This is a genomic window from Sphingomonas sp. GW821-FHT10F11, from assembly GCF_058809095.1.
Genome location: NZ_JBXASH010000005.1, coordinates 17,387 through 44,347, shown reverse-complemented (window position 1 = coordinate 44,347; position 26,961 = coordinate 17,387). Strand labels below are relative to the sequence as shown.

Below are 26,961 nucleotides of genomic sequence, written 5' to 3'. Positions count from 1 at the left end.
CCCGCGTTGACAGGATTCGTGCTGTCAGGTCGCGCCTCGATTCAACTCATGTCGTTCCCGCGCTATGCCGCACTCATAATCGAGAACCGAATATCTGCCCCGGCATGGGAAAGGGAAGGACCAGCCATGATCGTCCTGGCCATCGACGCATCAGTCGCCAAATTCAGCTACGCAAGCGCGCCTTCCTGTCGAACTCACATTGATACCGGTGTCATTGACTGCCATAGTGGCGATGGAAGGCGGACGTAACCGTCTCCGCGGGAGAGCGTCTGTGACATTGGGCCTTCGCACATCCTGGATTGCCTTGGGAATCGCGCTGGCCGCGAGCAGCGCGCATGCCCGGGCAGCGCCTGACCCGAGTGGCCTGTTGTTCCGCGCTTCCGCCGACAAAGGTCTGATCGCCGAGCGCGCCGGGGGCGAGGCCGAACCCAATTTCCAGAGCAATGTGGCGATCGTGCCGACCGGCAAGTCGGGCGGGGCGATCCAGTGGGAAGATGACGGCTATGTCGCCTGGCGCGCGCCCGGCAACATCCAGGCCCAGCGCGGCACGCTCTCCTTCTTCTGGCGGCCGCGTACGCCGGTGGGCGAGGCGCCCTTTGCGATCTTCCGCGTCGGCTTCGCCGATCATTCGAGCTGGGACATGGCGTTCCTGCGCATCGACTGGAACGGGCATGGCTTCGATGCCTTTGTCACCGACGCGAATCTCGCGCGGAGCCGGGTTTCGTTCCGGACCGACCAGCCCCCTGCCGCCGACCAGTGGACGCATATCGCCTTCTCCTGGGATGAGGGCATCGGGGTGCGGCTGTTCGTCGACGGCAAGGAAGTTGCGCGCAAGGACGGCCAGGCCGATCTCGACGCCGCGCTCGATCAGTTCGGCCTGGCCGGGCGGGTCCTGTCACCGCATCAGGTGCAGAGCCGCTACAATTTCATGCGCGGCAGCGATGTCGATGAGATCCGCGTCTATGATCATATGCTGGCCAGCGCCGATGTGGCGGCGCTGGCCGACAATCGCGAGCCTGCGGCCGCGCCGGAGCCGTCCGAGGCGACGCGGCGCACCGCGTGGCTCCATCGCTTCGGCTGGGACACGGCATCGCCGCCCGCGCTGACCAGCGACACCACCAGCATCCGCAAGGTCGAGTTCGCCGACGCGAAGGACCTGAAGCAGTGGAACTGGAAGGGGGTGGACGGAATCCCCGAGACGACCTGGCCAGGCGTCTACAACCGGTCGCGGCTGGCGGCGCGCGACGACTATTTCATCCTGCCCGACTGGAACACCTATGTGGATGGCGGCAAGGCCTATGACCTGACCTTGCCCGCCGGGGCCTCGTTCAATCGCGTCGAGATCCGCGGTGCCGCTTATGGCGCGCTGAGCTGGTCGGCGGATGGCGCGTCCTGGACGACGCTCGGACGGCGGCCGCAGGGTGCGGTGCGCAGCATCGACAGTTTCGGTCGCAAGGCTGGTGGCAAGCTGCGCTTCGCCAATATGGCGCAGGAAACGCCGATCCAGGAAATCTGGGCCTATGACGTGGCCGATGCCGCCGAGCCCGAGGGCAGCTTCAAGCTGAACTACACGGTGCAGGCCAATGCTGCGCCGGCCTTTGCCACGCTCGCGTCGCTCAACGACTATATCGCCGGCCGCTATGCGCCTGACGAACGGACCACGGTGGTGGCGCTGCCGGCAGGCGCGCGTGCGGCCGCCGGTGCCGGCAACGCCGCTGCCACGACGGCGGCCGAGCACCGCGACGGTGCGGCGCCGATCGTCCATGTCCTGATCCCATCCGGTTTCGGCGAGGCCTTTCCGGGCAAGCCGTCCGCCCGTTCGTGGAACTATGGCTGGGAGAATGTGCATGATGGGCTGGACGGTATCGCGCTCGACATACCGGCGCTAAAGGCGACGCCGGGTGCCGACGGGCTGATCCCGCTCAACATCCGGGTGAAGGACCCGATCTGGCCTGGCCGTGACATGATCGACGTGTCGGTCTCGGTGCGGCCCGGGCAGAAAAGGACGGTCTGGCTCGACCTGCGCGATCGCATCCTGGCCGACGACAGCCTGTTCCTGAGCATTGCCTCCGCCGCGCCCGATTTCGGTGCGCAGTCGATCGACGGTATGCAGGTCAGGCTGGTGTTCAAGGATCGCGCGGCGGCATTGCCAGAGCATATCGCCGACCGGTTCAACCAGGTGAAGGACAATTGGGGCTTCCTGGTCGAGGAGCATACCTCGTCGAAGCGGGCTGGGCTCTATCGGCGCCTCTATGCCGATGTCTCCGATCTGCTCAGGGTCGATCCCGACAACATCGAGGGGCGGCGTTACTGGGCCGATATCAGCTATGGCGAGCAGAATCTGCCGGCCTTCACCCTGCCCCAGGCGCCGGCCGGCGTGCCGCTCTGGGCCTTCCTGCAACTCGAGGATCTGAAGCTGGTGCGCCAGTTCGTGACCTGGTGGATCGACAACCGCCAGGTGCCGTACGGCGATTTCGGCGGCGGCATTTCGGATGATACCGATCTGGTGCAGCAATGGCCGGGCCTTGCGTTGATGGGCATCGAACCGGACAAGATCAACGCATCGGTCCGGGCGCTGTCCGATGCTGCGCACCATAATGGCATGATCACCAACGGGCTCGGCACGATCACGACCGATGAGCTTCACGCCTATGAGGAGGGGCTGAACAGCGACGCAGAGCGGCTCTATCTCAACTGGGGCGAGCCAAAGGCGGTCGAGCGGCTGATGGCGACGACCCGGGCGCTCGGCGGCGTGATCCTGAAGAACCCTGCGGGGCACCTGCATTTCGCCAGCAACTGGTATGGCGGGCAGAAGATGTACCGCGAGGGGCCGTGGGAATGGCAGAAGCCCTATAGCTTCACCGTGATGCACGGTCCGATCCTGATGGGACTCTACAACGGCAATCCCACGGCGCGGGGGCTGGTGACCGGGGTCGTCGATGGCTGGATGGCCCATGGCAAGCAGGACAAGGACGGCAACTGGGCCTATCCCAACGAGATCAACTGGCGCACCGATGCCGAGCGCGTCGGCGATGGCGGCGGGGTGGCGACACCGCTGCAATCGGCCTGGGCGGCATGGCGCTTCACTGGCGACGCGACCTATCTCCGCCCGATCCTGGCGCGCGCCGCGAAGAGCGGTCCGGCGTCGCTCGCCGATATCAACGAGAATGCCGTCGACGCGCTCAGCCGCGAGCAGGATTGGGGCAAAACGCTGACCACCAAGGCGGCGGGCGGCGGCGCATTCGAGCGTTATGCGGCGTGGAACGCGAGCGGCGACACCAAATGGCTCGACGCGCTGCATGCCGATGCGATCGCCGACAAGGCGCAGCATCAGTACATGTACACCGAAGGGCATTGGTGGTCCGACCGCGTCGATCAGCCGAACGAAATCTTGCAGCGCGAGCGGCTGGGCGGAATCGCCCTTCGCCGCAACCAGAGCTGGCCGGGCAACAGCGTGAGCTGGCGTTTCGCCGAGGCCGGCGCTGCGGAGCAGGTGGCGATCCTGGTGCCGGGCGCGACCACGGGCAAGTTCAAGGTAATCGCCTGGAACACCAGCGGCCGGCCGCAAAACGTCGACATGACCACGTGGAACGTGACCGCCGGGCGCTGGAAGATGACCGGACCTGCCGGTGCGAGCGAGATCGCGCTGGAGCGTAGCGCGACGATCCCGTTGGTCTTCGCGCCGGGCGAGAATATGTTCGAGTTCGCGTTGGTCACGCCGGGCTTGCCGACCGAGCAACGCGCCGATCTCGGCATCGGCAGCGACGATGTCGTGGTGGCGAAACGGGCGGTCACGGTAACCGTGCATAGTCTCGGCGCGATCGATGCAGCGGGCGGGGCGGTGTCGCTCGAGGATGCGGCAGGCAGGGTGCTCGCCACCGCTGCGGTACCGCGGCTCGCCGCGCCGCTCGATCTTCAACCGAAGACGGCGAAGGTAAAGCTGGCGCTGCCAGCCGGTGCGGTGCGGGTTCGCATAGCGCTGGCGGGCAATGCGCCCGAGACGACCTTGCTCAACAATGTCGTCGCGCTTCCGGTCAGATAGGCCGTGTCAGGTCAGGCTGGCCCAGAAACGCTCCGCCGCGGCGTTCTGCGGTGCGACCGGGCGGAACAGGCCGATCTCGATCGGCACGTCCCAGTCCGGTCCGCCGGCGCGAACCAAGGAGCCGCTCGCCATGTCCTTTGCGGCGACCCCGGCGGGAAGCCAGGCGATGCCGCGCCCTTCGCGTGCCTTGCCGAGCAGGGTAGCGGCGAGCGTCGCGGAGAGGACGCTCTCAAATATGGGGATGCGATCGGCGACGCGGTGCGCTGCGAAGATTTGGCCGAGACCGGAGTCATCGGTGTAGGACAGCAATGGCAGCGTACCCGCCGTCTCATCGAGCGACCAGCGCGGGGAGCCCGCAGCGTCCGGCGCGACGAGCGGGACCAGCGAATCCATGCCGACTGGAATCGACGTGAACCGGCTTGGCTCGAACCGGCTCGCGGCCAGCGCGTGGCGGTGACAGAGCAGGAAGTGCGCCTGGCCCTGCAGCATCAGCTCCTCGCAGGCGGCCAGGGTATCGGAAAACAGGCGCATCGGCCCGATCGGTGCGCGCTGCTCGATCTGGCGGATCCAGCCCGGGAAGAAAGTGAAGGCAAGCGCATGAGTCGCGGCGAAATGGAGCGTGCTGGTATCGCCGTCGCGCGCCTCGCCGGCTTGACGCGAGTCCCGGCGCAACCGGTCGATCGTCTCGATCAGGCCGGCAACGCCGCGCTCGAACTCGAGGCCGGCCGCGGTCAGCGTCACCCCGCCGGGCGATCGGGTGAATAAGGCCGTGCCGACCCATTCCTCCAACGCACGGATCCGGCGGCCGAAAGCGGGTTGGGCGATGCGGCGCGTTTCGGCAGCGCGCGAGAAGCTGCCGCTTTCGGCAAGCGCCACGAAATCCTCGAGCCACGCCAGTTCCACTCTATGCCGACCCCGTCTTGCCTCCGATGCTCACCGAAATAGCAGGGCAGGGCGCCAGGGCCTAACGGCACCGCAGGCGCATATTCCCGATACAGGAGCCGGATGATGGCGGACGAGAACAGCGGCATGATCAACCGGCGCGACATGTTCGGCACCGCGCTTGTGGGCACGGCCGCGGCGCTGATCGGCAGTGGCGAGGCGCAGGCTGCGGCTCCTCGGAAACCGGCCGTGCCCGACTGGCGGCGCGGCTACGATCATCAACGCGTCGCTGATCTGGGCGACGGGCGCTTCCTCAATCCGCTGCTCGCGGGCGACCATCCGGATCCGGCGATCCTGAAGGATGGCAGCGATTACTACATGACCTTCTCCAGCTTCGATTCCTATCCGGGGCTGACGATCTGGCATTCGCGCGACCTGGTGAACTGGCAGCCGCGCACGGCCGCGCTGACCCGCAATATCGGCTCGGTCTGGGCAGTCTCGCTGGAAAAGCATGAGGGGCGCTATTTCCTCTATATCCCGGTCAAGGCGTCCACGAACTCGATCTGGGTCATCTGGGCCGACCATATCGACGGTCCGTGGAGCGATCCGGTCGATCTCGCGCTGCACCGGCATATCGATCCCTGCCATGCCGTGGGCGAGGACGGATCGCGCTGGCTGTTCCTGTCGGGGGGCGACCGCATCCGGCTGAGCGCCGACGGCCTGTCGACCATCGGCGAGGTCGAGCATGTCTACGATCCGTGGCACTATCCCGACGATTGGGACGTGGAAGGATTCTCGCCCGAAGGACCCAAGCTGGTCCGCCATGGCGGGTGGTTCTACATGATCACTGCGGTGGGTGGCACGGCCGGCCCGCCGACCGGGCATATGGTGATCGCGGCCCGATCCCGGTCGATCCATGGCCCCTGGGAGAATTGCCCGCACAACCCTTTGGTCCGCACCGTCGACAATGACGAAAAATGGTGGTGCCGCGGCCATGCCTCGCTGGTCGAGGCGCCCGACAAGAGCTGGTGGTCGATCTATCACGGTTATGAGAACGGCTTCTGGACGCTCGGTCGACAGGCACTGCTCGATCCGATCGAATGGACCGCTGATGGCTGGTTCCGGATGAAGGGCGGCGATCTTTCCGCACCGATCGCCAAGCCGAAAGGCGGGGAGGCGCTGCCGCATGGTCAGCCCTTGTCCGATGGCTTCAAGACACTCGCGCTTGGCGGCAAATGGAATTTCTTCAAGCCGGGGCCGAAGGAAAGCGCCCGCGCCCGGGTCGAGAACGGGGGGCTGACCCTCGCCGCCAGCGGGACGGCGCCAGTCGATTCATCACCCTTGCTGCTGATCGCGGGCGATCTCGGCTACCAGTTCGAATGCGATATCGAGATCGCATCGGGCGGCACGGCGGGGCTTGTGCTGTTCTACGACGAGAAGCTCTATTGCGGGCTCGGGTTCGACGAGAAGCGATTCGTCACCCACCAATATGGCATCGAGCGCGGCAGGCCGGCCAATCCGCATGGCCGCAAGATGCGGATGCGGATCGCCAACAAGCGCCACATCGTCGCGATCCATACCAGCGGGGATGGCGGCAGGACCTGGGCACGCTTCGATCGCGGGATGGAAGTGTCGGGGTACCATCACAATGTCCGTGGCGGCTTCCTGATGCTGCGGCCGGGGCTGTATTCGGCTGGTGCGGGAGAGGCGCGGTTCTCCAACTTCACCTATCGCGCGCTGTAGCCGCCGTCAGGCGAAGCCCTGAGTCCTGGCCCAGGTGATGAACAGCTCGGGCCATGCCTCGACCGGCTTGCCGATCGTCTTGCGCAGCCCGAAGCCATGGCCGCCATTGGTGAACAGGTGCGTTTCGACCGTGATACCCCGCGCCTTCAGCGCAGCGCGGAACAACAGGCTGTTCTCGACCCGCACCGTCGGATCGTCCTCGGCGTGAAGGAGGAAGCAGGGCGGGGTCTGCTTCGTGACATTCTCGGCCGGGGTGTGCGCCCGTTCGAGCGCAGGGCTGGCGTCCTTGCCGATCAGCTGCTCGCGGGAGGCGGCATGGGCCACCGGCCAGGTCATCGACTGCACCGCATAGATCGGCGCGGCGATGAAGGGGCGTGCGCTGAGGCGGTCGGCGGCATCGACCGGATCATAGGTCTTCGCGGCGAAGCGCGTGGCGAGATCGCAGCAGAGGTGGCCGCCGGCAGAAAATCCCATCGCCGCGACGCGTTCGGGGTCGATCGCGAAATCTCGCCCCCGGGACCGGATCAGCCGCATCGCGCGCTGGGCATCCGACAGGGCGACGTCCGGCCCGGCCTTCCATCCGTCGCCCGGCAGCCGGTAGAACAGCACGAACACCGTATAGCCGCGCGCACTGAGCCAACGGGCGATCTCATAACCCTCCTTGTCGATCACGATGCGGCTATAGGCGCCACCCGGCATCGCCAGCACGGCGGCACCGTTGGGGATACGCGGCCGGAACACGACGAGACGCGGGCGGGTGATGCCACGGACCGCGCGGTCGGGAAGGTCGGGGTCGGTGCTGCGTTGCTCGACCGTCTCGACCGGCGGGGCGGCGGGCATGCCCGGCGCACCCTTCGACCAGAGGTCGATCGTCTCCACCGGATCTGGCAGGCCGGGCACCGGGGCGTCGCCGGGTTTTGCGGGCGGCGGGGTTTGCGCCCGTGCGCCGGCCGCGATGCCGGCGGCGAGGGTTCCAAGGATCAGGCCACGACGATCGAGCATGGAACCTCCAAAAAGAGACGGACGCCGCCCGGGTGGGCGAGCGTCCGTCAGGATAGTCCAAGGGAGACGGACTTACATCTTCACGCGCGCACCAACCAGGATCGTGCGGCCGAAATGGTTGTTCTCGTAATTCCGGTTCGCGTCCAGATCGGTGTAGCGATAGCGATATTCGTCGGTCAGGTTGACGCCTTCGACCGAGAATTCGAGCCAGTCGGTGAAGCGATAACGCACCGAGGCGTCGATGTTGATCGTCGAGCCATAGCCTTCGAAAACGTTGCCGGTCGCGCTGTTGGCATCAACATAGGGGCCGCGATAGCTGATCGACCCACGAGCGCTGAATTTCTTGTCCTCGTAATAGAGCGTGCCGTTATACGCTCGCTTGGACAGGCCGAACAACGTCCCGGTACGCGTCGCTGAGACATTGGGGCCGATCGCGCCGGTGGATGTATTCGCCACCACGATCGGGCCAGAGACAGTATAGGTCGCGGTCGAACCTATGAACGTCGCATTCGCGATGGCACCGAAGTTGGACAGGAAGCCGGGGAGGAATTTGAACGGCGCCTGCACCGAAAGCTCGATACCCTTCAGGCTCGCGCCACTTCCGTTGACGTTCCGCGTGATCGTCCAAGGCTGCTTCTCGGGATCGCCAGCCGCGGGCGAGCCCGGCGGGATGATCGAAAGCGGCAATCCGGTCGACGCATAGGTTCCCGAAATCGTCTGCGACACCGGGAAGCTCTCAACGTCCTTCTTGAAGACGGCGACCGACGCGATCGATCCTGGCGCGAAATACCATTCGACCGCCAGATCATAGGCCGTTGCGCGGAACGGCGCGAGGAACGGATTGCCGAAAGTGACGCGGTAGTTGAACCCGTCGACCGTGCCGCCAGGCGTCAGATTGCCCAGTGTCGGGCGCGTGATCACCTTGGCGACGGCACCGCGCACAACAATGCTTTCCATCGGGAACAAGGCGATGTTCAGTGATGGTAGCCAGTCGTCATAGGACCGCTTCACCGTCGCCGGCGTGTTGATCACCACATTGTTCACAGTGGACTGCGAGATGCCGGTCGAACTCTGGTCGGTCTTGACGTAGCGCATGCCGGCATTGAGCGCATAGCGAAGCCCGAGCAGCTCGCCCTTCGCATCGACCTGCAAATAGCCGCCGGTGACCTTTTCGATGACGCTGCGGGTGTTGCTGACATCGATCGCCGGGGTGCGGCTGTACAGGCCGGTATATTTTGCAGCCGCGTCGATATTCGGGATCAGGAAGCTCGTGGTGGTACCAGCGGGCTGGCCTGCATTGCCCAGGTTGAAGATTTCGGAAAGGGCCGGGGTCGCCTGGAAGCCATAGACCGCGTTCGGGCCAAAGGCCGATGTCGGCGAGCAGGTTAGCGTTCCGAGCACGCGGTCAGCGCCGCCGTTGCCGCAAACGACGGTGTCGCGGGTGAAGCCGGCCGTATCGAAACTGAATCGCCGATACAGACCGCCTGCCTTGACCTGGAAACCTTCGGCAACATCCCATTCGGCGCGCAACTGCGCGGTCCTGAACTTGTTGACCGTGCTGGACGGCCGATCGCGGATTTCGGCAAGCTGAAAATTGGCCGGATCGGTCACGCTGGTGCCGAAGGTCAGTACCGGGCTTTCCATGTTCCGGTAATCATATTTGTAACCGGCAGCATCGCGATCGTCATAGACGAAAGTGGTCTCGACCGGGATGGTCGCGCTGGACTTGGAGAAGCCGCCAAGCAGCGTGAAACGCACCTTGTCACTGATGTCCTGATCCCAGCTACCGCCGAGCTGATAGAATTCGGTTTGCGACTTGCGTAGATAATGCTCCGTGCGGACCCAGGCATCGTTGAGCGTGCCCGCGATCATGTTGTTGTTGCTGTCATAGACCGGGTTGAGGACATCGATCGAGCGCTCGTTGCTGCGCAGCAACACCTCGCCCCATTTCTCTTCGCGCTCTTCCTTGAAGCGCGAATAAAGGCCATCGATCGAAACCTTGGTGGCGTCGGTCGGGGCGAACTGGACGCTCGCCGTAACGCCGAGCCGTTCGCGACGATGAGCGATCTCGCCGTAGCGCGGAATACGCGGATGGAAGGAAAGCGTCGCCTTGTCGCAAGCGGTGCCCGGCACATAGGTGCCGCCGCTGTTCTGGGTCGTGAAGCAGCGTACGCCATCGACGGAATCGAAGCGCGCCTGAGACCAGCGGACGCTGTTGTTGCCAAGCTCGAGCGTATCGAGCTTCGAATAGGCGGCAGAAATCGAGGCGCCGAAGGTGCCCGCGTCGTTCCGCCAGGACAGCAGGCCAGCGACGCGCGGTCCGACAGTCTTGCTGAGGTCGTTATACGAGGCCTGCCCAGATAATGCCGCGGTGAAGCCGGCCTTTCCGGCAAGCGGATTGCCCGTGTTCAGATCGACCACGGCACCGAGCGAGCCTTCGTCGAGCGATGCCTCGGCCGTCTTGTGGACGACCAGCGAGCTGAACAGCTCGGACGCGAAGACGTTGAAATCGAAGGCGCGGTCACGATTGGCGCTGGCGCCGTCGGTGGAGGTGGCGACCGTCTCCATGCCGTTGACTCGGACCCGGGTGAACTGCGCGCCCAGGCCGCGGACGGTGATCGCGCGACCTTCGCCGCCGTCGCGCTGAATGGTGATGCCCGGAATACGCTGCAGCGATTCGGCGAGGTTCTGGTCGGGGAATTTCGCGATATCCTCGGCGACGATCGCGTCGACGGCGGAAACCGAGTCGCGCTTCAGGGTGAGGGCCTGCTCGAGCGAACGGCGGAACCCGGTGACGACGATGTCCTGTTCTTCGGTCGCGGGCTCTTGCGCGGCCGCGTCCTGTGCAATGCCCGGCTGGGCAGGGGCTGGAACAGCCGTCGGCTCGGCCGGCTTGAGTTCGGCCGCGACCGCGGTGGCCGGCATCAACAGGCCGATCGCCAGGGCACCAAGCGACGCACCTGCAATATTGCGCGAAATCGTGCCTCTCGAGGCACCGACTGCATTCCCCATTTCCCACTCCCCATCTGCGTCGCTTTGCGACGTTGCTGACACCGGTAGACGGAATGAGCGATCGAACTGCTCATCCGGGTCGTCGGCACGTCGGGAGAGGGGAGGCCATGACGCGGCCAGCGATTCGCCCTCTCCTTCGGTGACCAATCTCGGTTGATCTTCCTCAGCTGTAACTTGTCGTCTTTGGTAACCGGTGTCAATGACCATGGACAATGATCTACACCCCTACTGGCGATGTGCCGCAGCGATGGGCCGGTCGTGAAGGGGCTCAGGTCCCGGGCTGGATATAGGGAATGCGCGCGAACAGCTCGCGTTGCCATTGGCGCGGATCATTCTCGACATGGCTGCGCGTGTCGAAGATCATCGTCGGGCGATGGACCAGATCATAGACGGGCCATTCCGGCAGCCCGGCATGGTTCGGATTGCCGGTTATGGTGAAGGCGACGAAGCTTTCCTGCATCGCGGCCGAGGCGGTGCGGGCGTCGGCCGCGATGCCGGTCTGCGACCCCTTGGCGCCAAGCGTGCCGAAGACCAGGGCGATATCGAGCGAATGATAGGCGCCACGCCGCGGATCGGTGCGTGAGGTGAAATCGAGCTGATAGACCCAGGCGTCGGTCTTTGCCTGGGCGCGTGCCTCGGCCTCGATCACCTGCCCGCGCCAGCTTCGGCCCGCCGTCGTCGATGCGTAGAAGATATCGGCTGGCGACCATTCTGGGAATTTCGCGCGATATTCGGCGACCACCCATTCGGGCAGCGCATCGATGCGGAGTTCGGGCGCGATCCGCTCGGCGAGATTGTCCCAGCTCAACGTCTGCACCCGGGGCGTATCGGGCGACACGAAGGCGCGCGTCTCGTCATGCGTGTTGCCGAGGATCATCGGGATCGCGTTCGACTGGGGGTTGGCGTCGGGCCAGAAGGGGTGGCGGACCAGCCATTTCATGTCGAGCACCGGCCCGAAATAAACCCCGCCGCCCAGGATCGGATCGGTCGCGTCGAGCGCATCGACCAGCGTTCCGGTCGGCATGGTCAGCAGGGCGGAAAGGTCCTTCTCGCCCAGGCCGAGCTTGGCCAGATAGGCTTGGGCGCGGCGCGTGGCGTTAAGCGGGCCGGAGGCGGTCACCTGCTGGCCGCTCATCGTCGCAGCGCGGTGGAACAGGCCTTTCGCGGCCGGCATGCCCATCATCGTCGCGATCTTCGCGCCGCCGCCCGACTGGCCGAACACCATTACGCGCGAGGGATCGCCGCCGAACGCAGCGATATTATCGCGCACCCATTGGAGCGCGAGGATCAGGTCGAGCTGACCATTATTTCCGCTGTCCGGGAAGCGCGGGTCGAGCCGCGCGAGATAGAGGTAACCAAAGGCGTTGAGCCGGTGGTTGACGGTGACGACCACCACGTCGCCGCGTGCGGCCAGCATTTGCCCGTCGTTCAGCGCATCGGTGCTGCTGCCGTTCGAATAGGCGCCGCCATGGATGTAGAGCATGACCGGTTTCTTCGCGGCCGGATTGGCCTCGGCGGTCCAGATGTTGAGGAACAGGCAATCTTCGCTCTGCGCGCCGTAACGATCGTCCCTTTGCGGCGCGACCGGGCCGAAGGTCTGGGCGGTGATCGTCCCGCCCGGGCGCGCTACTGGCCTGGGTGGCTGGAAGCGCTCGGCGGTGCCGTAGCGGATGCCGCGAAAGGCCAGCACGCCGCCTTCCGTCGATCCGGCGAAGATACCGGAGGGCGCCCGCACACTCTCCGACCGGGCCGCCCGCGCCGAGCCGGCGAGGATCAGCGCGGCGCCGGCGCCGATCACGCCGCGCCGGGAGATCTCAGCGGCGGACATCGAGCCCGCCCGCGAGATAGGCATCGATATCGGCCTGGCGGAACAGGCTGGCATCGCCAGGCAAGGAATGCTTCAGCGCGGTAAGAGCGAGACCAGTACGCGCCGCCTCGGTGATGTCGCCGCCCAAGCGGAGCGCATGGAGCACGCCGACCGCGAAGGCATCGCCAGCACCGATCCGGTCGACGATTCCGGCGAGCAGCACCTCATCGGTCTGGGCATGTTCGCCGCGCCCGTCGATCCGGGCGGAGAGGCGGTGCCGATCGACATCCTCGACATGCCGCGCGGTGGAGGCGATCATCTTGAGCTTGGGGAAGGCGGCGAAGGCGGCCTCGGCCGAGGCGAGCCGGCGATCCTCGCCGTTGCCGCCGAAATCCTTGCCGAGCAGCAGGGCGACGTCGCGGTGGTTGCCGAACATGATGTCGGCATGCCGCACCAGCCTGGTCAGCACACCGCGCGGATCGCTGTCCCAGCTTTCCCAGAGACGCGCGCGGTAATTGCCGTCGAACGAGATAGGTATATCGCGGGCGCTCGCTGCCTCGGCGGCGGCGATGGCGGCTTCGGCCGGCACCGGACCGAGCGCGGGGGTGATACCGGAAAGGTGGAGGCGGTCGGCGCCTGCGAGCAGCGTGTCCCAGTCCCAGGCGCTCGCAGGCGCTTCGGCGAAGCTGGAGCCGGCGCGGTCATAGACGACATCGGTCGCGCGCATGCCGGCACCACTGGTGACGAAATACAGGCCCATGCGATGGCCACTGAAGCGGATGCCGGAACAGTCGACGCCATTCGCACGCATACCGGAGATGGCGGCGCGGCCGAGATCGTTGTCGGGCACCGCGCTCGCCATCGCCACGTCATGGCCGAGGCGGGCGAGGCCGCTCGCGACATTGGCTTCGGCCCCGGCGATCCACACGTCGAACCTGGGTGTCTGGAGCAGCAATTCCCGCCCCGGGGGCGAGAGGCGCAGCATGATTTCACCGAAAGCGACGAACTTACCCATTATCCACCTGCTTCTCCGTTCGGGCCGAGCTTGTCTAAGCCCTTCTCTTTGGCGGAAGTGCAAGGGTTCATCGCGCCAACCAACCGCCGTCGACGGCAAGGATATGACCCTGGACATAGTCAGCGGCGGACGAGGCGAGGAACACCGCCGCACCGCCCAGATCGCTTGCATCGCCCCAGCGGCCGGCGGGGATACGATCGAGGATCGAGCGGTTGCGTGCCTCATCGGCCTGGAGCGCGGTGGTGTTGTTGGTTGCGATATAGCCGGGCGCGATCGCGTTGACGCTCACGCCTTTCGACGCCCATTCATTGGCGAGCAGCTTGGTCAGCCCGCCAATGCCGGATTTGGACGCGGTGTAGCTCGGCACGCGAATGCCGCCCTGGAAGGTGAGCATCGAGGCGATGTTGATGATCTTGCCTTTCCCTTGCGCGATCATGTGGCGGCCCGCCGCCTGGCACAGGAAGAAGACGGATTTCAGATTGGTGTCGATCACCGCATCCCAATCCGCCTCGGTGAAATCGACCGAATCGGCGCGGCGGATGATGCCGGCATTGTTGATCAGGATGTCGAGCCCACCGAGCTTTTCCAGCGTTTCGTCGACGACGCGCTGGACCGGCTCGATGGTGGAAAGGTCGGCCGAGACGATCTCGGCGCGGCGGCCAAGCGCGCTGACCTTGGCGACGGTGTCCTCGGCGGGCGTGCGGCCGACTGCGGCGATATCAGCGCCAGCGGCGGCAAGGGCGAGGGCGATCGCCTGGCCAATGCCGGTATTGGCGCCGGTGACGATGGCGACCTTGCCCGTGAGGTCAAAGAGGTTGGTTGGCATCCTAAGTCCGTTCATTTCGAGTGAAGTCGAGAAACATGCCTTGGCGCGCCGTCACGGTGTCTCGACTTCGCTCGACACGAACGGAGAAGGAGTTCCCTCCAGCGTTACGCCAGCTGGCAGATATCGAGCACGTTCATGTCGGTATAATCCTGGTTTTCGCCGGCCATGGCCCAGATAAAGGCATAGGCCCTGGTGCCGGAGCCCATATGGATCGACCAGGGTGGGCTGATGACGGATTCCTCATTGGCGACGACGATGTGGCGCATGGCCTCGCCCACGCCCATGAAGTGCATGACCCGGTCGCTGGGGCCGTCCAGCTCGAAGTAGAAATAGATCTCGCTGCGGCGCTCATGCACGTGCGGGGGCATGGTGTTCCACACGCTGCCGGGCTTGAGCACGGTCAGGCCCATGACGAGCTGCGCTGAATCGCACACGCCGGGGATGACGAGCTGGAAGATGGTGCGCTCGTTCGATTCCTCCAGGCTGCCGCGCTCCAGCGCGTTCGCGTCCGCGATCGAGAGTTTCCTTGTGGTGAAGCCTTTGTGCGCCGGGCAGGAGGCGAGATAGAAGCGCGCGCCTGTACCGGAGAACACCACGTCCCTGGCACCCATGGTGACGTAGAGGCAGTCCTTGTTGCCGAGCGCGAAGCTCTCGCCATCGACCAGGACAGTGCCCTCGGCCTTGCCGACATTGACGATCGCCAGCTCGCGGCGCTCGAGAAAGGGATGGCCGGCAGCGGACGCCGGTTCGGTCTGGTCGGGCAGCTTGACCGGCGCATCCGCCACCTCGACCCCGCCGATCACGAAACGGTCGGCATGGGTATAGTTCAGCACGCACTCCCCAGCGCGAAACAGGCCCTGGATCAAATAGCGGTCGCGCAGCTCCTCGTTCGAGACGCACTCCATCATATCCGGGTGCGTGGCGTAATAGGTACGATCGAACATCAGGGTCCCTCCAGCTGCGCCTATGTCGCGCTTGATTCTTCGACACGCGGGGTAACCGGTGTCAGGAGCTTTCGCAATATCAGTCGCCGATCAATCTCGGGGCGGCGCCACCGAACCGCGCCGGATCAGCGTCGACCGGAACATCGACGGCTCCTCCACCACTTCGTCACCATCGGCGGTGAGTTTCAGCGCGGCGGAGCGGGCCATCGAGATGATCGGCCAGCGCACGGTGGTCAGCGGCGGCCAGATATGCGCGGCGATCGGCGTATCGTCGAAGCCGACGATCGACAGGTCGCGCGGGACGTCGATGCCGCGCTGGCGCGCCGCGTGGAGCACGCCGGCCGCCATCTCGTCATTGCAGGCGAAGATCGCGGTCGGGCGCGGCATCAGGTCGAGCAGGCGGTCGGCCGCCATCACGCCGGATTCAAAGGTATAATTGCCTTCGGCGATCATCGATCGAGGCAAGGTGATCTTCGCGGCGGTCAGCGCCAGCTCGAAGCCCTGGCGCCGTTCGCGTGCCGAGCGGAAGCCGTGCGGGCCGAGCACCAGGCCGATGCGCTTGTGGCCCTGGTCGATCAGATAATCGACCGCCGCCGTCACTGCCTCGCAATCGTTGGAGGCGACCATATGGGCCGGATCATCGAGTTCGGCCGAGCCCATCCGGACATAGCGACAGCCGATATCGTTGCAGAGCTTGGCGAGCTGGTTGTTCTCGCTGACCGGGGGCAGCAGGACGACACCGAATAGGCGTTGGCGCTCCAGGAAATTGCGTACGTCGTCGAGCATCGTCGCCGAACCGCGGTCGATCGGGCGGACGACCAGCTCGAATTCGGTACCGTGCAGCGATTCGAGAATGCCCTGCTGGACGTTCATCACCATCTGCGCATTCGGGTTGTCGTGGATCAGCCCGATCAGGAAATTGCGCCGGAGCGCCAGCGCGCGCGCCTGGGGATTGGGGACATAACCGAGGCCGCTGATCACGCCCTCGACATGCTTGCGTGTATCGTCGCTGAGCAACGGAGAACGGTTGATCACCCGACTGACCGTCTTCTTGGAAACGCCCGCGATACGCGCGACGTCGTTGATCGTGGGAAGGCCGGTTTTACGCATCATGCCAAGGCATAGCGCCTATCCCGCCAAATCGCCAAATGCACATCGCGCCCGCAACAATCTACGCCGCGCGGACGGCGATATCGACGCCGCAACAACCGCTCCTTGTCATTGACACCGGTTTACCTTAGGGTCCTATATGAAAGCGCCGACAGCGCGTGCGGGAGGGTTACCAGGGTGGATTCCACCGATTTCGCCCATGAAGTGGGTCATATTGCACAGTCATTCGTCGATGCGCGCCGCGCCGGGCGGTCCTTGCCGGATTATCCGGGCACGGTGCCGGTCGCACTTGCCGATGCCTATGCGGTGCAGGATGCAGCGATCGCGCTGAACGAGGCCGAGATCGGTGGCTGGAAGGTCGGCCGGATCAATCCAACGATCGACGGGGTCGATCGGCTGGCCGGCCCGATCTTCACCAGCCAGATCGTGGAAGCGACCGCCGAGCCGGTGGCGATGCCCGTGTTCGTCGGCGGTTTTGCAGCGGCAGAGGCCGAGTTCCTGCTGCGGATCGGCTCCACGCCGCCCGCTGGCAAGACCCGTTTCACGCATGAGCAGGCGGCGGCTCTGATCGACGCCGTGCATGTCGGGATCGAGATCGCCAGCTCTCCGCTGGCGGCGATCAACGATCTGGGCGCGGCGGTGACGATTTCCGATTTCGGCAACAATAACGGTCTCGTCATCGGGGCGGCCATTCCCGACTGGCAGAGCGCCGATATCGACAGCTGGCCGCTCGTGGTCCTGATTGACGGAGACGCGATCGGCACCGGCAAGGCGGCGGACATGCTCGACGGGCCCATCGGCGCGGCGCGTTTCCTGTTCGAGCTGATGGCGGCGCGGGGCATCACGCTCAAGCCCGGCCAATGGATTTCCAGCGGCGCGGTAACCGGGGTACATCCGGTCGGGATCGGCGAACGGATCGAGGCGCGTTTCGGCGCGGATCTCACGGTGGAATGCACGATAAAGGCTTCGTGAAGGGGCTCTTCGGGAGAGAATGATGGCTGAATCGACGATGCCGGAGGTCGCCGACGCGGCAGCGAGCCGGATGGGCCGGTATCGCTGGGTGATCTGCGGACTGCTCTTCGCCGCCACCGCGATCAACTATGTCGATCGGCAGATGATCGGCGTGCTCAAGGCACCGATCTCGCACGATCTTGGCTGGGACGAAACCGATTTCGCCACCGTGATCATCTGGTTCCAGGCGGCCTATGCGATCGGCTATGTCAGCTTCGGCTGGTTCATCGACCGGCTTGGCGCGCGCATCGGCTATTCGGTCGCCTTCATCATCTGGACGCTCGGCCATACCCTGTGCGGTTTTGCCGGCAGCGCTGCGCAATTCTCCGCCGCGCGCTTTGTGCTCGGTATCGGCGAGTCGGGCAACTTCCCCGCCGGCATCAAGGCAGTCTCGGAATGGTTTCCGGCCAGGGAGCGCGCGCTCGCCACCGGCATCTTCAACGCCGGCGCCAATATCGGCGCGGTCGTGACGCCCGCGGTCGTGCCGTTCATCGTGGTGACGCTCGGCTTCGGTTGGCGCATGGCCTTCATCATCACCGGCGCGGCCAGCCTGGTGTGGCTGGTCGCCTGGATCGCGATCTATCGCCGTCCGCGCGAGCAGCCGCGCGTTTCCGCGGAGGAACTCGCCTATATCGAGAGCGATCCGGCCGACCCGCCGGAGAAGATCGGTTGGGGCCGCCTGCTCGGCTATCGCGAAACCTGGGCCTATGCGCTAGGCAAGTTCCTGATCGACCCGATCTGGTGGCTCTTCCTGTTCTGGACGCCCGACTTCCTGTCCAAGACCTATCATCTCGATCTGAAGAGCTTCGGCCCGCCGCTGATCGTGATCTATCTCATCTCGGATATCGGCAGCGTTGCCGGGGGCTGGGCGTCCTCGACGATGATGAAGCGCGGCTTCTCGGCCAATGCGGCGCGCAAGCTGACCATGCTCGCCTGCGCCTTTCTGGTGATGCCGATATTCTTCGCGCAATATGTCGACAATCTCTGGCTCGCGGTCGGCATCGTCGGCCTCGCGACGGCGGCACACCAGGCTTTTTCCGCGAACCTCTATACCATCCCCTCGGACATGTTCCCGCGCGGGGCAGTGGGGTCGGTAGTCGGCATCGGCGGCACGGTCGGTGCGATCGGCGGCATGGGGATGGCCTGGTTCACCGGCTATATCCTGCAGACCACCGGCAGCTACACGCTGATCTTTGCGGTCGCGGGCAGCGTCTATCTGATCGCCGTCGGTGTGGTGCATCTGCTGTCGCCGAGACTCGCCCGGGTCCAGCCATAAGGATCAGGCCGGCCGTTTGCGCGGCGACCAGGGCGAGCGTTTCCAGATCCAGAGCGGCAGGCGTAGCATCGGATATAGGATGCCCAGCCCTGAGGGCAGGCGCAGCAGTTCCACATCCTCGGCCGGGATCGCGACGCGCCGGATATGCGCCCAGGCGTCACGCCAGCGCGACAGGGTCAGCAAGGTCGCGCCAGGCTCGACCACCGAGTTCCACGGCGTATCGCTCAGTTCCCGCGCGCCGCCGCCCGCCGCCATCACCCGCAAGGCGAGCGCGTTGAGCAGCCTGAGCCGGAGCGATCTCGGCGGGGCGAAGCTGGGGGGCAAGGGCGTGCCGAACGCGGCGTTGGCCAGCATGATCGCCGAGGCGGCCGGGCGCATCGCACCGGCGGCTTGCGCTGCTGCCCAGAGGCTCGCACCGCCATCCTCGCTGGTGCCGAGCAGTGCGGCGATGTCCGCCAGCCATTTCAGTCGCGCCCAGGCATGGCCCGAGCCGTGCACGCATAGATAGGTGAACAGGGGAGGGTCGGTGAGGGTGCGCAGGGCGCCGGCGCCGGGGATCTGGACCATGTGGCGGTCGCGCGCCGGCGGCATGCCGGTATCGCTCGCGGCGTCCGAAAGCCGCCAGTGCAGTTCGAGCCTTACCTTGCGCCGGGGGTGGTGATGGGCGCTGTCCTTGGAGATCGTCTGATAGGTCCTGAGCGCACCGGGCGGGAGCGGCCGGGCGGGCGCGGTCATCACATAGCCGGCTTCGTCCAGGATATCCCAGGCGCGGGCGACGTCGCCGGGCGCCACGACCATGTCGATATCGACCGAATCGCGCACTGCGATCGAGCCATAGGCACGGACCGCCAGCGCTGAGCCCTTGAGGAACAGTGGCTCGATGCCCGCTTTTTCGAGCAGCGCCTGCAGGCGCAGGGCCTCGCCGGTGTTCCTCAGCGCGGATGTCATGGTCCGTTGCGCGCGTTCCGCGATGCCGGGCGGCACTTCGAGGCCGGCATGGGCCAGCCCTTCGCGGACCAGCCCGGCCACGCGGTGCCGCGCGGTGATCCGCTCGACGCATCCCCAATCGGCCCCGGCCACTAGGGAGACGATCCGGGCGGTGCGTTCGTCCGATAGCGGCCGAACGATCAAGGCGCAGACGAGCGCGAATTCGGGGGATGCCTTGGGGCGAATTTCGACGTTGCCTGATGCTGCGACTGGGTCGGTCGAGTTTAGCATCGCCGCGGAAAAAGGGCGATTGGCAATCATCAAAGGCCGTCCCGCCGCAGGAAAGCCGTCGCCGAAAGCTGTTGGCAAGTGCCGAGCCAGCGCGCAAAGTCGAGATCGGGCGAATCAGACTGTTACGCGGGGATGTACGGGTTGAACGGCAAGAAATTACGCGGTGGCGGCTGGTTGGCCGCTGCCTGGACGACGATCCAGTCAAGTGCAGCGCTGGCGCAGGATTCACTCGCCGACCCACAGGGCTCGGGTGCGATCGTCTCCGCGGTGCGCTGGCTTCAGGGCACCTTGCTCGGCACGGTCGCGACGGTGGTCGCGGTGATCGCGGTCGCCTCGGTCGGCTTCCTGATGCTGACCGGCCGGATCAACTGGCGCTATGGCGCGACGGTGATCCTGGGTTGCTTCATCCTGTTCGGGGCGGCCAGCATCGTGGCCGGCATCCAGTCCACCGCCAGCGCCGGATACTGACGCATGAACGGGCTGGAGCGGGACCCGCTGTTCGTCGCGCTCACCCGGCCGCAGATGTTCGCCGGGGTCACCTATAGCTATTTCGTGTTCAACGCGGTCATCGCGACCGAACTGTTCCTGATCTTCCACGCCTTCTGGGTGCTGGGCGTCGCGCTGATCGTTCATTTGATCGGCGTCGTGATGTGCGTGCGGGAGCCCCGCATCTTCGACTTGTGGCTGACGCGCCTCGGTCGCTGTCCGCGCGTGCGCAACCATAAGATCTGGCGATGCAACTCCTACCGCCCCTGACATCCGACCGGCGGGCGGTCGCCCGCGAGAAGTTCGCGGGGTCCCATCTTCCTTATGCGCGGCACGTCGACGATCACACGATCGAGACGCGCGACGGGCTGCTCATGCAGTTCATCCATCTGCGCGGGCTGCTTTTCGAGACCGCCGACACCGACGAGATCAATTATCGCAAGGTGCTGCGCGATGCGATGCTGCAGGCGATCGGATCGTCGCGCTTCGCGCTCTACCACCATGTCATCCGCCGTCAGGCTGAGGTGGAGCTGCCGGCCAAGTTCCCGGATGAATTCTCGGGGCAACTGGATGCGGCATGGCGGGCGCGGCTGGCGGGCAAGCAGCTTTACGTCAACGACCTGTTCCTGACCTTGATCCGCCGGCCGCTGCAGGGCCGTGTGGGGATCGCCGATCGGGTGCGCGGCGTGTTCGGGCGGGCGACGACGACGTCGGAGGCCGTGTCGGCCAACGAACTGCGCCAGCTCGACGGCGCGCGTGACGCATTGCTGGCGCAGCTCGGCAGCTATGCGCCGCGGCTGCTGGGCGTGTACGAGACGAAGCAGGGTGTGTGCTCGGAGCCGCTCGAATTCCTGTCGGCGCTCTACAATGGCGAGATGCGGCCGGTGCTGATGCCGATGCAGGATGCCGGCAGCTACATACCCTATCGCCGTGTCAGCTTTGGCGAGGAGACGGTCGAGCTTGGCCCGGCGGGCAATACCGCGCGGGGCTTTGTCGGCATGGTCTCGATCAAGGATTATCCGGCGCAGACTGCGCCGGGCATGCTCGACGAATTGCTGCGGCTGCCGTTCGAGCTGACCGTGTCGCAGTCCTTCGGCTTCGTCGATCGACAGGCGGCGCTCGGCAAGATGAACCTTGCACTGCGGCGGATGCGGTCGGCCGAGGACGAGGCAGTGAGCCTGCGCGGCGAGCTTTCCAGCGCGAAGGACGAGGTCGCGGCCGGACGTGCCGGCTTCGGCGAGCATCATATGACGATCGCGGTGCGCGGCGATACGCCTGCCGCGGTCGATGCCGGCGTGGCCGAGGTGCAGGCGTCGCTCGCCGATCTCGGCATCATCGCGGTGCGCGAGGAAATTGCGCTGGAGCCCGCCTTCTGGGCCCAGTTTCCGGGCAACTTCAAATATATCGCACGGCGCGGACTGATCTCGACCGGCAATTTCGCGGGTTTCGCCAGCAGCCATAATTTCCCACTCGGGCGGGCCGAGGGCAATCACTGGGGCGATGCGGTGACGCTGCTCGAGACGACGGCGGCCGGGCCCTATTATTTCAACTTCCACCAGGGCGACCTGGGCAATTTTACCGTGATCGGGCCGTCGGGCTCGGGCAAGACGGTGGTGCTCAACTTCCTGCTCGCCCAGGCACGCAAGTTCCATCCGCGAGTGATCTTCTTCGACAAGGATCGCGGGGCGGAGCTGTTCATCCGCGCGATCGGCGGGCGCTACGATCTGCTCAGGCCGGGCGAGGCATCGGGCCTCAACCCGCTTCAGATCGAGGACAATCCGGGGAACCGCCAGTTCCTGATCGACTGGGTTACGCAGCTCGCGGGCGGCGCCGACATCGACGAGGTGGCGAAGATCAAGGACGCGGTCGACGCGAACTTCGCCCAGCCGCGCGAGCATCGCCGGCTGCGCCATTTCGCCGAACTGTTTCGCGGCGGCCACCGTCCGCATGCCGCCGATCTCTGGGCGCGACTGCGGCCATGGTGGGGCGAGGGCGAGCGCGCCTGGCTGTTCGACAATGAGGAGGACCTGACGGACCTTTCCGCCGAAGCGGTCGGCTTCGACATGACCGCGATCCTCGACGATCCGGCGGTACGCACGCCCGCGATGATGTACCTGTTCCACCGTGTTGAGGAACGGCTCGACGGCACGGCGGCGATCATCGTCGTCGACGAGGGATGGAAGGCGCTGGACGACGAGGTGTTCGTGCGCCGCATCAAGGATTGGGAGAAGACGATCCGGAAACGCAATGGCATCGTCGGTTTCGCGACCCAGAGCGCGCAGGATGCGCTGGAGAGCAAGATCGCCAGTGCGATCATCGAGCAGGCCGCGACGCAGATCTTCATGACCAATCCGAAGGCGCGGGCGGCGGACTATGTCGACGGCTTCGGCCTGACGCCGCATGAATATGAGATCGTGCGGACCTTGCCCGACGATGCGCATTGCTTCCTGATCAAGCACGGCACCGACAGTGTGGTGGCGCGGCTCAACCTGTCGGGCGAGCGCGACATCCTGACGATCCTGTCGGGGCGCGAACGCACCGTGCGGCTGCTCGACGAGATCCGCGCCGAGAGCGGCGACGATCCCCAGAGCTGGATCCCGCGCCTGCTGGAGCGTGCCTGATGGCATGCCCGTCGATCTCACCCGGCGGCGCGTTTCTCAGCGGCGTGCTGGGTTATGTCGACTGCCAGGCCCAGGCGATCGGGCAGGGCGGCTATCAGGCGCTGACCGCGCCGGGATCGATCGTCGCGGTGTTGTTGACCGGGCTGCTGACGATCTTTGTCGCCCTGTTCGGCTATCGCATGATCCTGGGTCAAACACCGGGCACGCGCGAGGGCGTGATGGCTTTGGTCAAGATCGGTGTCGTGCTGGCGCTGGCGACGAGCTGGCCCGCCTTCCGCACGCTGGCCTATAATGTTGCGATGCACGGTCCGGCCGAGCTGGCGGCGAGCATTGGCGGTTCGGCGGGACTGCCCGGATCGGATGGCGGCCTGGTCGGGCGGTTGCAGGGTGTCGACAATGGCCTCGCCGAGCTGCAGCGGATCGGTACGGGCAAGCCGGTGGACGCCGAAGAGATCGTCGGACCGACCCAGCCGTTGACGCCGCAACAACAGCAGCAGCAATATCAAAAGCTGCAGCAGCTTCAGCAGAAGCCGCGCTGGGACCCGACGCGTGATGCGACGATGCTCAGCCAGTCGCGCACCCTGTATCTGACCGGGGCGATCGCGTCCTTCTCTTCGGTGCGTGTGGTTGCCGGGCTCTTGCTCGCGCTTGGGCCGTTGTTTGCGCTGTTCCTGCTGTTCGACACGACGCGGGGCCTGTTCGAGGGATGGGTGCGCGGGATCGCTGGGGCGGCGCTGGGAGCATTGTCGACCTCGATCGTGCTCGGCGTCCAATTGGCGCTGATGGAACCCTGGCTGATCCAGATCCTCGAATTGCGTCGCCAGAATATTCCTACGCCATCCGTGCCGACCGAGTTGCTGGCGCTGACCCTGGTGTTCGTGTTGACGTTGCTGGCCGCTTTGGTCGCCACCGCACGTGTGGCGCAAGGCTTCCGCATGCCGGAAGCGGTGCGCGTCGCGGCGTCGCGTCTGGCCGAAACCTTGCGCGATCGGGCGCCGCAGCCAGCACTTTCGGGGGCCGAACAGCATGAGATCGCCGATCCGCGCACGCGGGCGCATTCGGTCGCCGATGCGGTCGCGGCCAGCCAGCGGCGCGAGGCGGGGCTGTTGCCGCCGCCGCCGGCGCAACTGAGCTATCAGGGGACGACCCAGGCCGTGTCGCGTGATATTCCGGTGGCGGTACCGGTGCCGCTCGGCCAAAGCTATCGGCGCCGCACGCGCGGGCGCGTATCGGCCGGCGCGTCCCGGCGGGACAGGAACGCATGAAGAAGACCTCACGAGAATCGCTCGACGCCTATTATCGCGAGGCGGAAAGCTGGGCGAGCGACCGGCAGGATTTGCTGCGCGCTTCGCGCCGGACCGCCTGGATCGTCGCGGCGGCGGCGGGCACGATCGCGGTGTGCGAGGCGATCGCGCTGATCGTGCTGACGCCGCTCAAGACGGTCGAGCCCTATACCCTGCTGGTCGATCGCCACACCGGCTTCGTCGAGGCGCTGAAGCCGCTCGATGCCAACAAGATCGCGCCGGACAAGGCGCTGACCCAGTCCTTCCTCGTCCAATATGTCATCGCCCGCGAAAGCTTCGACATTGCGGCGCTCCAGTCCAATTACCGCAAGGCGACCCTATGGTCGGCCGATCCGGCCAAGGCCGACTATGTGTCGAGCGTTCAGGTGTCGAATCCGGCCAGCCCGCTCGCCCGCTATCCGCGCTCGACCGTGGTCAGCACACAGGTGAAGAGCGTGTCGCCGCTGGGCGGCAATTCGGCGTTGGTCCGCTTCGACACGCGGCGCCAGGATGCGGGTAGGCGGGCCTTGCCGGTCCAGTCTTGGGTCGCGGTGATCCGCTATCGCTTCTCGGGCGAGCCGATGACCCGCGAGGACCGGTTCGTGAACCCGCTCGGCTTCCAGGTGACCGGCTATCGCCGCGACGCCGAGGATGTGACGCCGGCCGAGCCTGCGGCGCCGGGCACTGCTGTGATCGATTCCTCGACCACCACGACCACGACCACCACCGAGGTTCCGCTGCAGAACGGTGTGCCCGCCGCCGCGCCGCCCGCTTTCCCGCCGCCGCAGCGGACGCCGAACCGGCCCTCGCGTCCCGAGGTGGAGCTTTGAGGCTCGCGCTGGTCCTGCTTGCCCTGCTGATGCCGGTGGCGACCACGGCACAGGTGCGCCCGGCGCCGGGGCCGGGCGATCCGCGTATCCAGACGGTGCTCTATGACACCAACCAGGTCGTGCAGCTCCAGGTCGCGACCGGATACCAGCTCACCGTCGAGTTCGCGCTCGACGAGCGCATCGAGAATGTCGCGGTGGGCGACAGCGGCGCGTGGCAGGTCACCTCCAACAAGCGCGGCGACCATCTGTTCATCAAGGCGGTGCAGCCCGGCGTCACCACCAACCTGACCGTGGTGACCGACGCGCGCAGCTATATGTTCGATCTGGCGCCGCTCTACGGGCCGCTGCCGGACATGGCCTATACGGTGCGCTTCACCTATCCGCCGACGGCGGTGGCGACCGTCGCCGATGCGACGCCTGCCGTTGAGCCGGGGCGCTACAGGCTTGGCGGAACACGTGCGATCCGCCCGTCCCAGATCGATGACGATGGCGAGAAGACCTATATCGTCTGGCCGGCCGACAAGCCGCTGCCGGCGATCTTCGCGATCGACGAGAAGGGGCGGGAGATGCTGGTCGACGGCCATATGCGCGACGGCCAATATGTGATCGACAGCGTCAAGCCGAAGCTGCTGTTCCGTCTCGACAAGGACGTGGCGAGCGCTGTGCGCGTGAAGCCCAAGGCCAAACGCTGATGGCGAGCGCACCCCCTGCCAATGGCGGCGATCCCCGGATCGGCCCCGATGGTGAAGCCAGCGTGCGGCCGGTCGTTGCGTTGCCGTCGGCGGGCATGCCGTGGTGGGTGTTCGCGATCGGGCTCGGTCTTGTTGCGATCATCCTGTTCAGCGTGCTCGACATGCGGCGGCGTGCGCTGACGGCGCCACCGACCAAACCGGGTTTCGCCGAAAATCTCGGTGGAGCCTCGCCACAGCCCGCGCCGCTGTTCATCCCGCCCGCGCCGGCACCGCCGCCGGTCGCGGTGGAGACCCCGCCGCCTCCGCTACCACCCCCGCCGCCGCAGCGGATTCAGCAGCCGCAGATCATCTATGTGCCGCAGCCCATGCCGCAGCAGCCCGTCGTGAACGAACCGCCGGCGCGTGCGCGGGCGACCGGCGATCCGGCGCTGATCATCGATACGACGACGGGCGATATCGCTGGATCGCCGGTTGCCGCCGACGGTGCGGCGGGCGCCGGTGCCGCAGCCGCTGACGGCGGGGGCGCCGCGGTAGCGACCCGCGCCCGGGCGAGCGTGATGCGCCACCGCCCCACCACGGTGCCCCAGGGGACGCTGATCCCGGCGGTGCTGGAGACGGCGCTCGATTCGACCCGGCCGGGCCTGGCGCGCGCGCTGGTGCAGCGTGACGTGCGCGGCTTCGACGGCAGCAAGGTGCTGATCCAGCGCGGCAGCCGGCTGATCGGCGAGTATCGCGCCGATCTCCAGCCCGGCCAGAACCGCGCGACGGTGATGTGGACCCGGCTCGTCCGTCCGGACGGCGTGACCATCGCGCTAGGTTCGCCCGCCGCCGACCCGCTCGGGCGCGTCGGCATCAAGGGCAGGGTCAACAGCCATTTCTTCGAACGCTTCGGCTCGGCGATCCTTCAGTCGACGCTCGATGTCGGGGTCAATCTCGCCTCGCGTATCGGCAATTCCAATTCGCCGGTGATCGTCGCACTGCCAAGCACTTTGCAGAATGCGACGGGCGGGCTGACCCAAGGGCAGCAGATCCAGCCGACGCTCAAGGTCAGGCAGGGCACGGCGATCAGCGTGTTCGTCGCGCGCGACCTGGATTTCACCGGCGTCGAGACGAAGCGGTGAGCGCGCCCGCGCGGGACGACCGCCCGGTCTATCTGCGCAG

Annotated in this window: 20 protein-coding genes; 11 read left to right on the top strand and 9 right to left on the bottom strand. The window is 66.0% G+C overall.

Annotation, left to right across the window (positions count from 1 at the left end):
• The first annotated feature begins 232 nt into the window (after nt 1–232).
• Entirely contained in the window at nt 233–4,042 is a 3,810-nt protein-coding gene (locus AC1RT8_RS15555) for a LamG-like jellyroll fold domain-containing protein (RefSeq protein ID WP_493076567.1), read from the top strand.
• 6 nt (nt 4,043–4,048) lie between these two features.
• On the opposite strand, the gene AC1RT8_RS15550 is transcribed toward AC1RT8_RS15555, so the two are convergent.
• Nucleotides 4,049–4,945: a LysR family transcriptional regulator gene (locus tag AC1RT8_RS15550; RefSeq protein ID WP_493076566.1), complete on the bottom strand. Its 897-nt coding sequence runs from the start codon at nt 4,943–4,945 to the stop codon at nt 4,049–4,051.
• A gap of 105 nt (nt 4,946–5,050) precedes the next feature.
• Here AC1RT8_RS15550 and AC1RT8_RS15545 point away from each other — a divergent pair, with 105 nt between their 5' ends.
• Nucleotides 5,051–6,667 carry a family 43 glycosylhydrolase gene (locus tag AC1RT8_RS15545; protein ID WP_493076565.1) on the top strand — a complete coding sequence of 539 codons (1,617 nt, stop codon included), beginning with the start codon at nt 5,051–5,053 and terminating at the stop codon, nt 6,665–6,667.
• 6 nt (nt 6,668–6,673) lie between these two features.
• Here AC1RT8_RS15545 and AC1RT8_RS15540 read toward each other — a convergent pair whose 3' ends face one another.
• The 7 genes from AC1RT8_RS15540 to AC1RT8_RS15510 all read right to left on the bottom strand — a co-directional run bounded on the left by AC1RT8_RS15540 (nt 6,674) and on the right by AC1RT8_RS15510 (nt 16,383).
• Nucleotides 6,674–7,669 (bottom strand): alpha/beta hydrolase, encoded by a 996-nt coding sequence (locus tag AC1RT8_RS15540; RefSeq protein WP_493076564.1) that lies wholly within the window; start codon nt 7,667–7,669, stop codon nt 6,674–6,676.
• Nucleotides 7,670–7,741: 72 nt separating this feature from the next.
• Nucleotides 7,742–10,681: a TonB-dependent receptor gene (locus AC1RT8_RS15535; protein ID WP_493076563.1), complete on the bottom strand. Its 2,940-nt coding sequence runs from the start codon at nt 10,679–10,681 to the stop codon at nt 7,742–7,744.
• Between the two features lie 268 nt (nt 10,682–10,949).
• Nucleotides 10,950–12,509 carry a carboxylesterase/lipase family protein gene (locus AC1RT8_RS15530; protein ID WP_493076562.1) on the bottom strand — a complete coding sequence of 520 codons (1,560 nt, stop codon included), beginning with the start codon at nt 12,507–12,509 and terminating at the stop codon, nt 10,950–10,952.
• Nucleotides 12,496–13,503, bottom strand: a complete 1,008-nt coding sequence (locus tag AC1RT8_RS15525) for a sugar kinase (protein WP_493076561.1) — start codon at nt 13,501–13,503, stop codon at nt 12,496–12,498. The genes AC1RT8_RS15530 and AC1RT8_RS15525 overlap by 14 nt, the downstream gene beginning before the upstream one ends.
• Nucleotides 13,504–13,570: 67 nt before the next feature.
• Entirely contained in the window at nt 13,571–14,329 is a 759-nt protein-coding gene (gene kduD, locus AC1RT8_RS15520) for a 2-dehydro-3-deoxy-D-gluconate 5-dehydrogenase KduD (RefSeq protein ID WP_493076560.1), read from the bottom strand.
• Nucleotides 14,330–14,433: 104 nt separating this feature from the next.
• Nucleotides 14,434–15,273, bottom strand: a complete 840-nt coding sequence (gene kduI, locus AC1RT8_RS15515) for a 5-dehydro-4-deoxy-D-glucuronate isomerase (protein WP_493076559.1) — start codon at nt 15,271–15,273, stop codon at nt 14,434–14,436.
• Between the two features lie 90 nt (nt 15,274–15,363).
• Nucleotides 15,364–16,383 carry a LacI family DNA-binding transcriptional regulator gene (locus AC1RT8_RS15510; RefSeq protein WP_493076827.1) on the bottom strand — a complete coding sequence of 340 codons (1,020 nt, stop codon included), beginning with the start codon at nt 16,381–16,383 and terminating at the stop codon, nt 15,364–15,366.
• Between the two features lie 177 nt (nt 16,384–16,560).
• Between AC1RT8_RS15510 and AC1RT8_RS15505 the strand changes: the two genes are divergently transcribed.
• Nucleotides 16,561–17,355: a 2-keto-4-pentenoate hydratase gene (locus AC1RT8_RS15505; RefSeq protein WP_493076558.1), complete on the top strand. Its 795-nt coding sequence runs from the start codon at nt 16,561–16,563 to the stop codon at nt 17,353–17,355.
• A 22-nt stretch (nt 17,356–17,377) separates the two neighbouring features.
• Complete coding sequence (locus tag AC1RT8_RS15500; RefSeq protein ID WP_493076557.1) at nt 17,378–18,670, top strand: MFS transporter; 1,293 nt, start codon at nt 17,378–17,380, stop codon at nt 18,668–18,670.
• Nucleotides 18,671–18,673: 3 nt separating this feature from the next.
• Here the strand turns inward: AC1RT8_RS15500 and AC1RT8_RS15495 are convergent, their stop codons facing one another.
• Entirely contained in the window at nt 18,674–19,888 is a 1,215-nt protein-coding gene (locus AC1RT8_RS15495) for a nucleotidyltransferase domain-containing protein (protein WP_493076556.1), read from the bottom strand.
• Between the two features lie 132 nt (nt 19,889–20,020).
• On the opposite strand from AC1RT8_RS15495, the gene AC1RT8_RS15490 reads away from it, so the two are divergent.
• Genes AC1RT8_RS15490 through AC1RT8_RS15460 form a run of 7 tightly spaced genes read left to right on the top strand, consistent with a single transcriptional unit; the run spans nt 20,021 to nt 26,921 of the window.
• Nucleotides 20,021–20,356 (top strand): TrbC/VirB2 family protein, encoded by a 336-nt coding sequence (locus AC1RT8_RS15490; RefSeq protein ID WP_493076555.1) that lies wholly within the window; start codon nt 20,021–20,023, stop codon nt 20,354–20,356.
• A 3-nt stretch (nt 20,357–20,359) separates the two neighbouring features.
• Complete coding sequence (locus AC1RT8_RS15485) at nt 20,360–20,644, top strand: VirB3 family type IV secretion system protein (RefSeq protein WP_372855443.1); 285 nt, start codon at nt 20,360–20,362, stop codon at nt 20,642–20,644.
• Complete coding sequence (locus AC1RT8_RS15480) at nt 20,623–22,995, top strand: VirB4 family type IV secretion/conjugal transfer ATPase (RefSeq protein ID WP_493076554.1); 2,373 nt, start codon at nt 20,623–20,625, stop codon at nt 22,993–22,995. The genes AC1RT8_RS15485 and AC1RT8_RS15480 overlap by 22 nt, the downstream gene beginning before the upstream one ends.
• A complete protein-coding gene (locus tag AC1RT8_RS15475; RefSeq protein ID WP_493076553.1) occupies nt 22,995–24,260 on the top strand; it encodes a type IV secretion system protein in 1,266 nt (421 codons plus the stop codon). The genes AC1RT8_RS15480 and AC1RT8_RS15475 overlap by 1 nt, the downstream gene beginning before the upstream one ends.
• A complete protein-coding gene (locus tag AC1RT8_RS15470; protein ID WP_493076552.1) occupies nt 24,257–25,108 on the top strand; it encodes a VirB8 family type IV secretion system protein in 852 nt (283 codons plus the stop codon). Before AC1RT8_RS15475 ends, AC1RT8_RS15470 begins: the two co-directional genes overlap by 4 nt.
• Nucleotides 25,105–25,800: a TrbG/VirB9 family P-type conjugative transfer protein gene (locus AC1RT8_RS15465; protein WP_493076551.1), complete on the top strand. Its 696-nt coding sequence runs from the start codon at nt 25,105–25,107 to the stop codon at nt 25,798–25,800. Before AC1RT8_RS15470 ends, AC1RT8_RS15465 begins: the two co-directional genes overlap by 4 nt.
• Entirely contained in the window at nt 25,800–26,921 is a 1,122-nt protein-coding gene (locus tag AC1RT8_RS15460; RefSeq protein WP_493076550.1) for a TrbI/VirB10 family protein, read from the top strand. Before AC1RT8_RS15465 ends, AC1RT8_RS15460 begins: the two co-directional genes overlap by 1 nt.
• Nucleotides 26,922–26,961 lie beyond the last annotated feature (40 nt).

What these genes read in the sequence shown, in the direction of transcription:
- AC1RT8_RS15555 (WP_493076567.1), top strand. Translation starts at nt 233, where the DNA reads ATGGAAGGCGGACGTAACCGTCTCCGCGGGAGAGCGTCTGTGACATTG.
- AC1RT8_RS15545 (WP_493076565.1), top strand. Translation starts at nt 5,051, where the DNA reads ATGGCGGACGAGAACAGCGGCATGATCAACCGGCGCGACATGTTCGGC.
- AC1RT8_RS15540 (WP_493076564.1), bottom strand. Translation starts at nt 7,669, where the DNA reads ATGCTCGATCGTCGTGGCCTGATCCTTGGAACCCTCGCCGCCGGCATC.
- AC1RT8_RS15535 (WP_493076563.1), bottom strand. Translation starts at nt 10,681, where the DNA reads ATGGGGAATGCAGTCGGTGCCTCGAGAGGCACGATTTCGCGCAATATT.
- AC1RT8_RS15530 (WP_493076562.1), bottom strand. Translation starts at nt 12,509, where the DNA reads ATGTCCGCCGCTGAGATCTCCCGGCGCGGCGTGATCGGCGCCGGCGCC.
- AC1RT8_RS15525 (WP_493076561.1), bottom strand. Translation starts at nt 13,503, where the DNA reads ATGGGTAAGTTCGTCGCTTTCGGTGAAATCATGCTGCGCCTCTCGCCC.
- kduD (WP_493076560.1), bottom strand. Translation starts at nt 14,329, where the DNA reads ATGCCAACCAACCTCTTTGACCTCACGGGCAAGGTCGCCATCGTCACC.
- kduI (WP_493076559.1), bottom strand. Translation starts at nt 15,273, where the DNA reads ATGTTCGATCGTACCTATTACGCCACGCACCCGGATATGATGGAGTGC.
- AC1RT8_RS15510 (WP_493076827.1), bottom strand. Translation starts at nt 16,383, where the DNA reads ATGCGTAAAACCGGCCTTCCCACGATCAACGACGTCGCGCGTATCGCG.
- AC1RT8_RS15500 (WP_493076557.1), top strand. Translation starts at nt 17,378, where the DNA reads ATGGCTGAATCGACGATGCCGGAGGTCGCCGACGCGGCAGCGAGCCGG.
- AC1RT8_RS15495 (WP_493076556.1), bottom strand. Translation starts at nt 19,888, where the DNA reads ATGCTAAACTCGACCGACCCAGTCGCAGCATCAGGCAACGTCGAAATT.
- AC1RT8_RS15490 (WP_493076555.1), top strand. Translation starts at nt 20,021, where the DNA reads ATGTACGGGTTGAACGGCAAGAAATTACGCGGTGGCGGCTGGTTGGCC.
- AC1RT8_RS15485 (WP_372855443.1), top strand. Translation starts at nt 20,360, where the DNA reads ATGAACGGGCTGGAGCGGGACCCGCTGTTCGTCGCGCTCACCCGGCCG.
- AC1RT8_RS15480 (WP_493076554.1), top strand. Translation starts at nt 20,623, where the DNA reads ATGCAACTCCTACCGCCCCTGACATCCGACCGGCGGGCGGTCGCCCGC.
- AC1RT8_RS15475 (WP_493076553.1), top strand. Translation starts at nt 22,995, where the DNA reads ATGGCATGCCCGTCGATCTCACCCGGCGGCGCGTTTCTCAGCGGCGTG.
- AC1RT8_RS15470 (WP_493076552.1), top strand. Translation starts at nt 24,257, where the DNA reads ATGAAGAAGACCTCACGAGAATCGCTCGACGCCTATTATCGCGAGGCG.
- AC1RT8_RS15460 (WP_493076550.1), top strand. Translation starts at nt 25,800, where the DNA reads ATGGCGAGCGCACCCCCTGCCAATGGCGGCGATCCCCGGATCGGCCCC.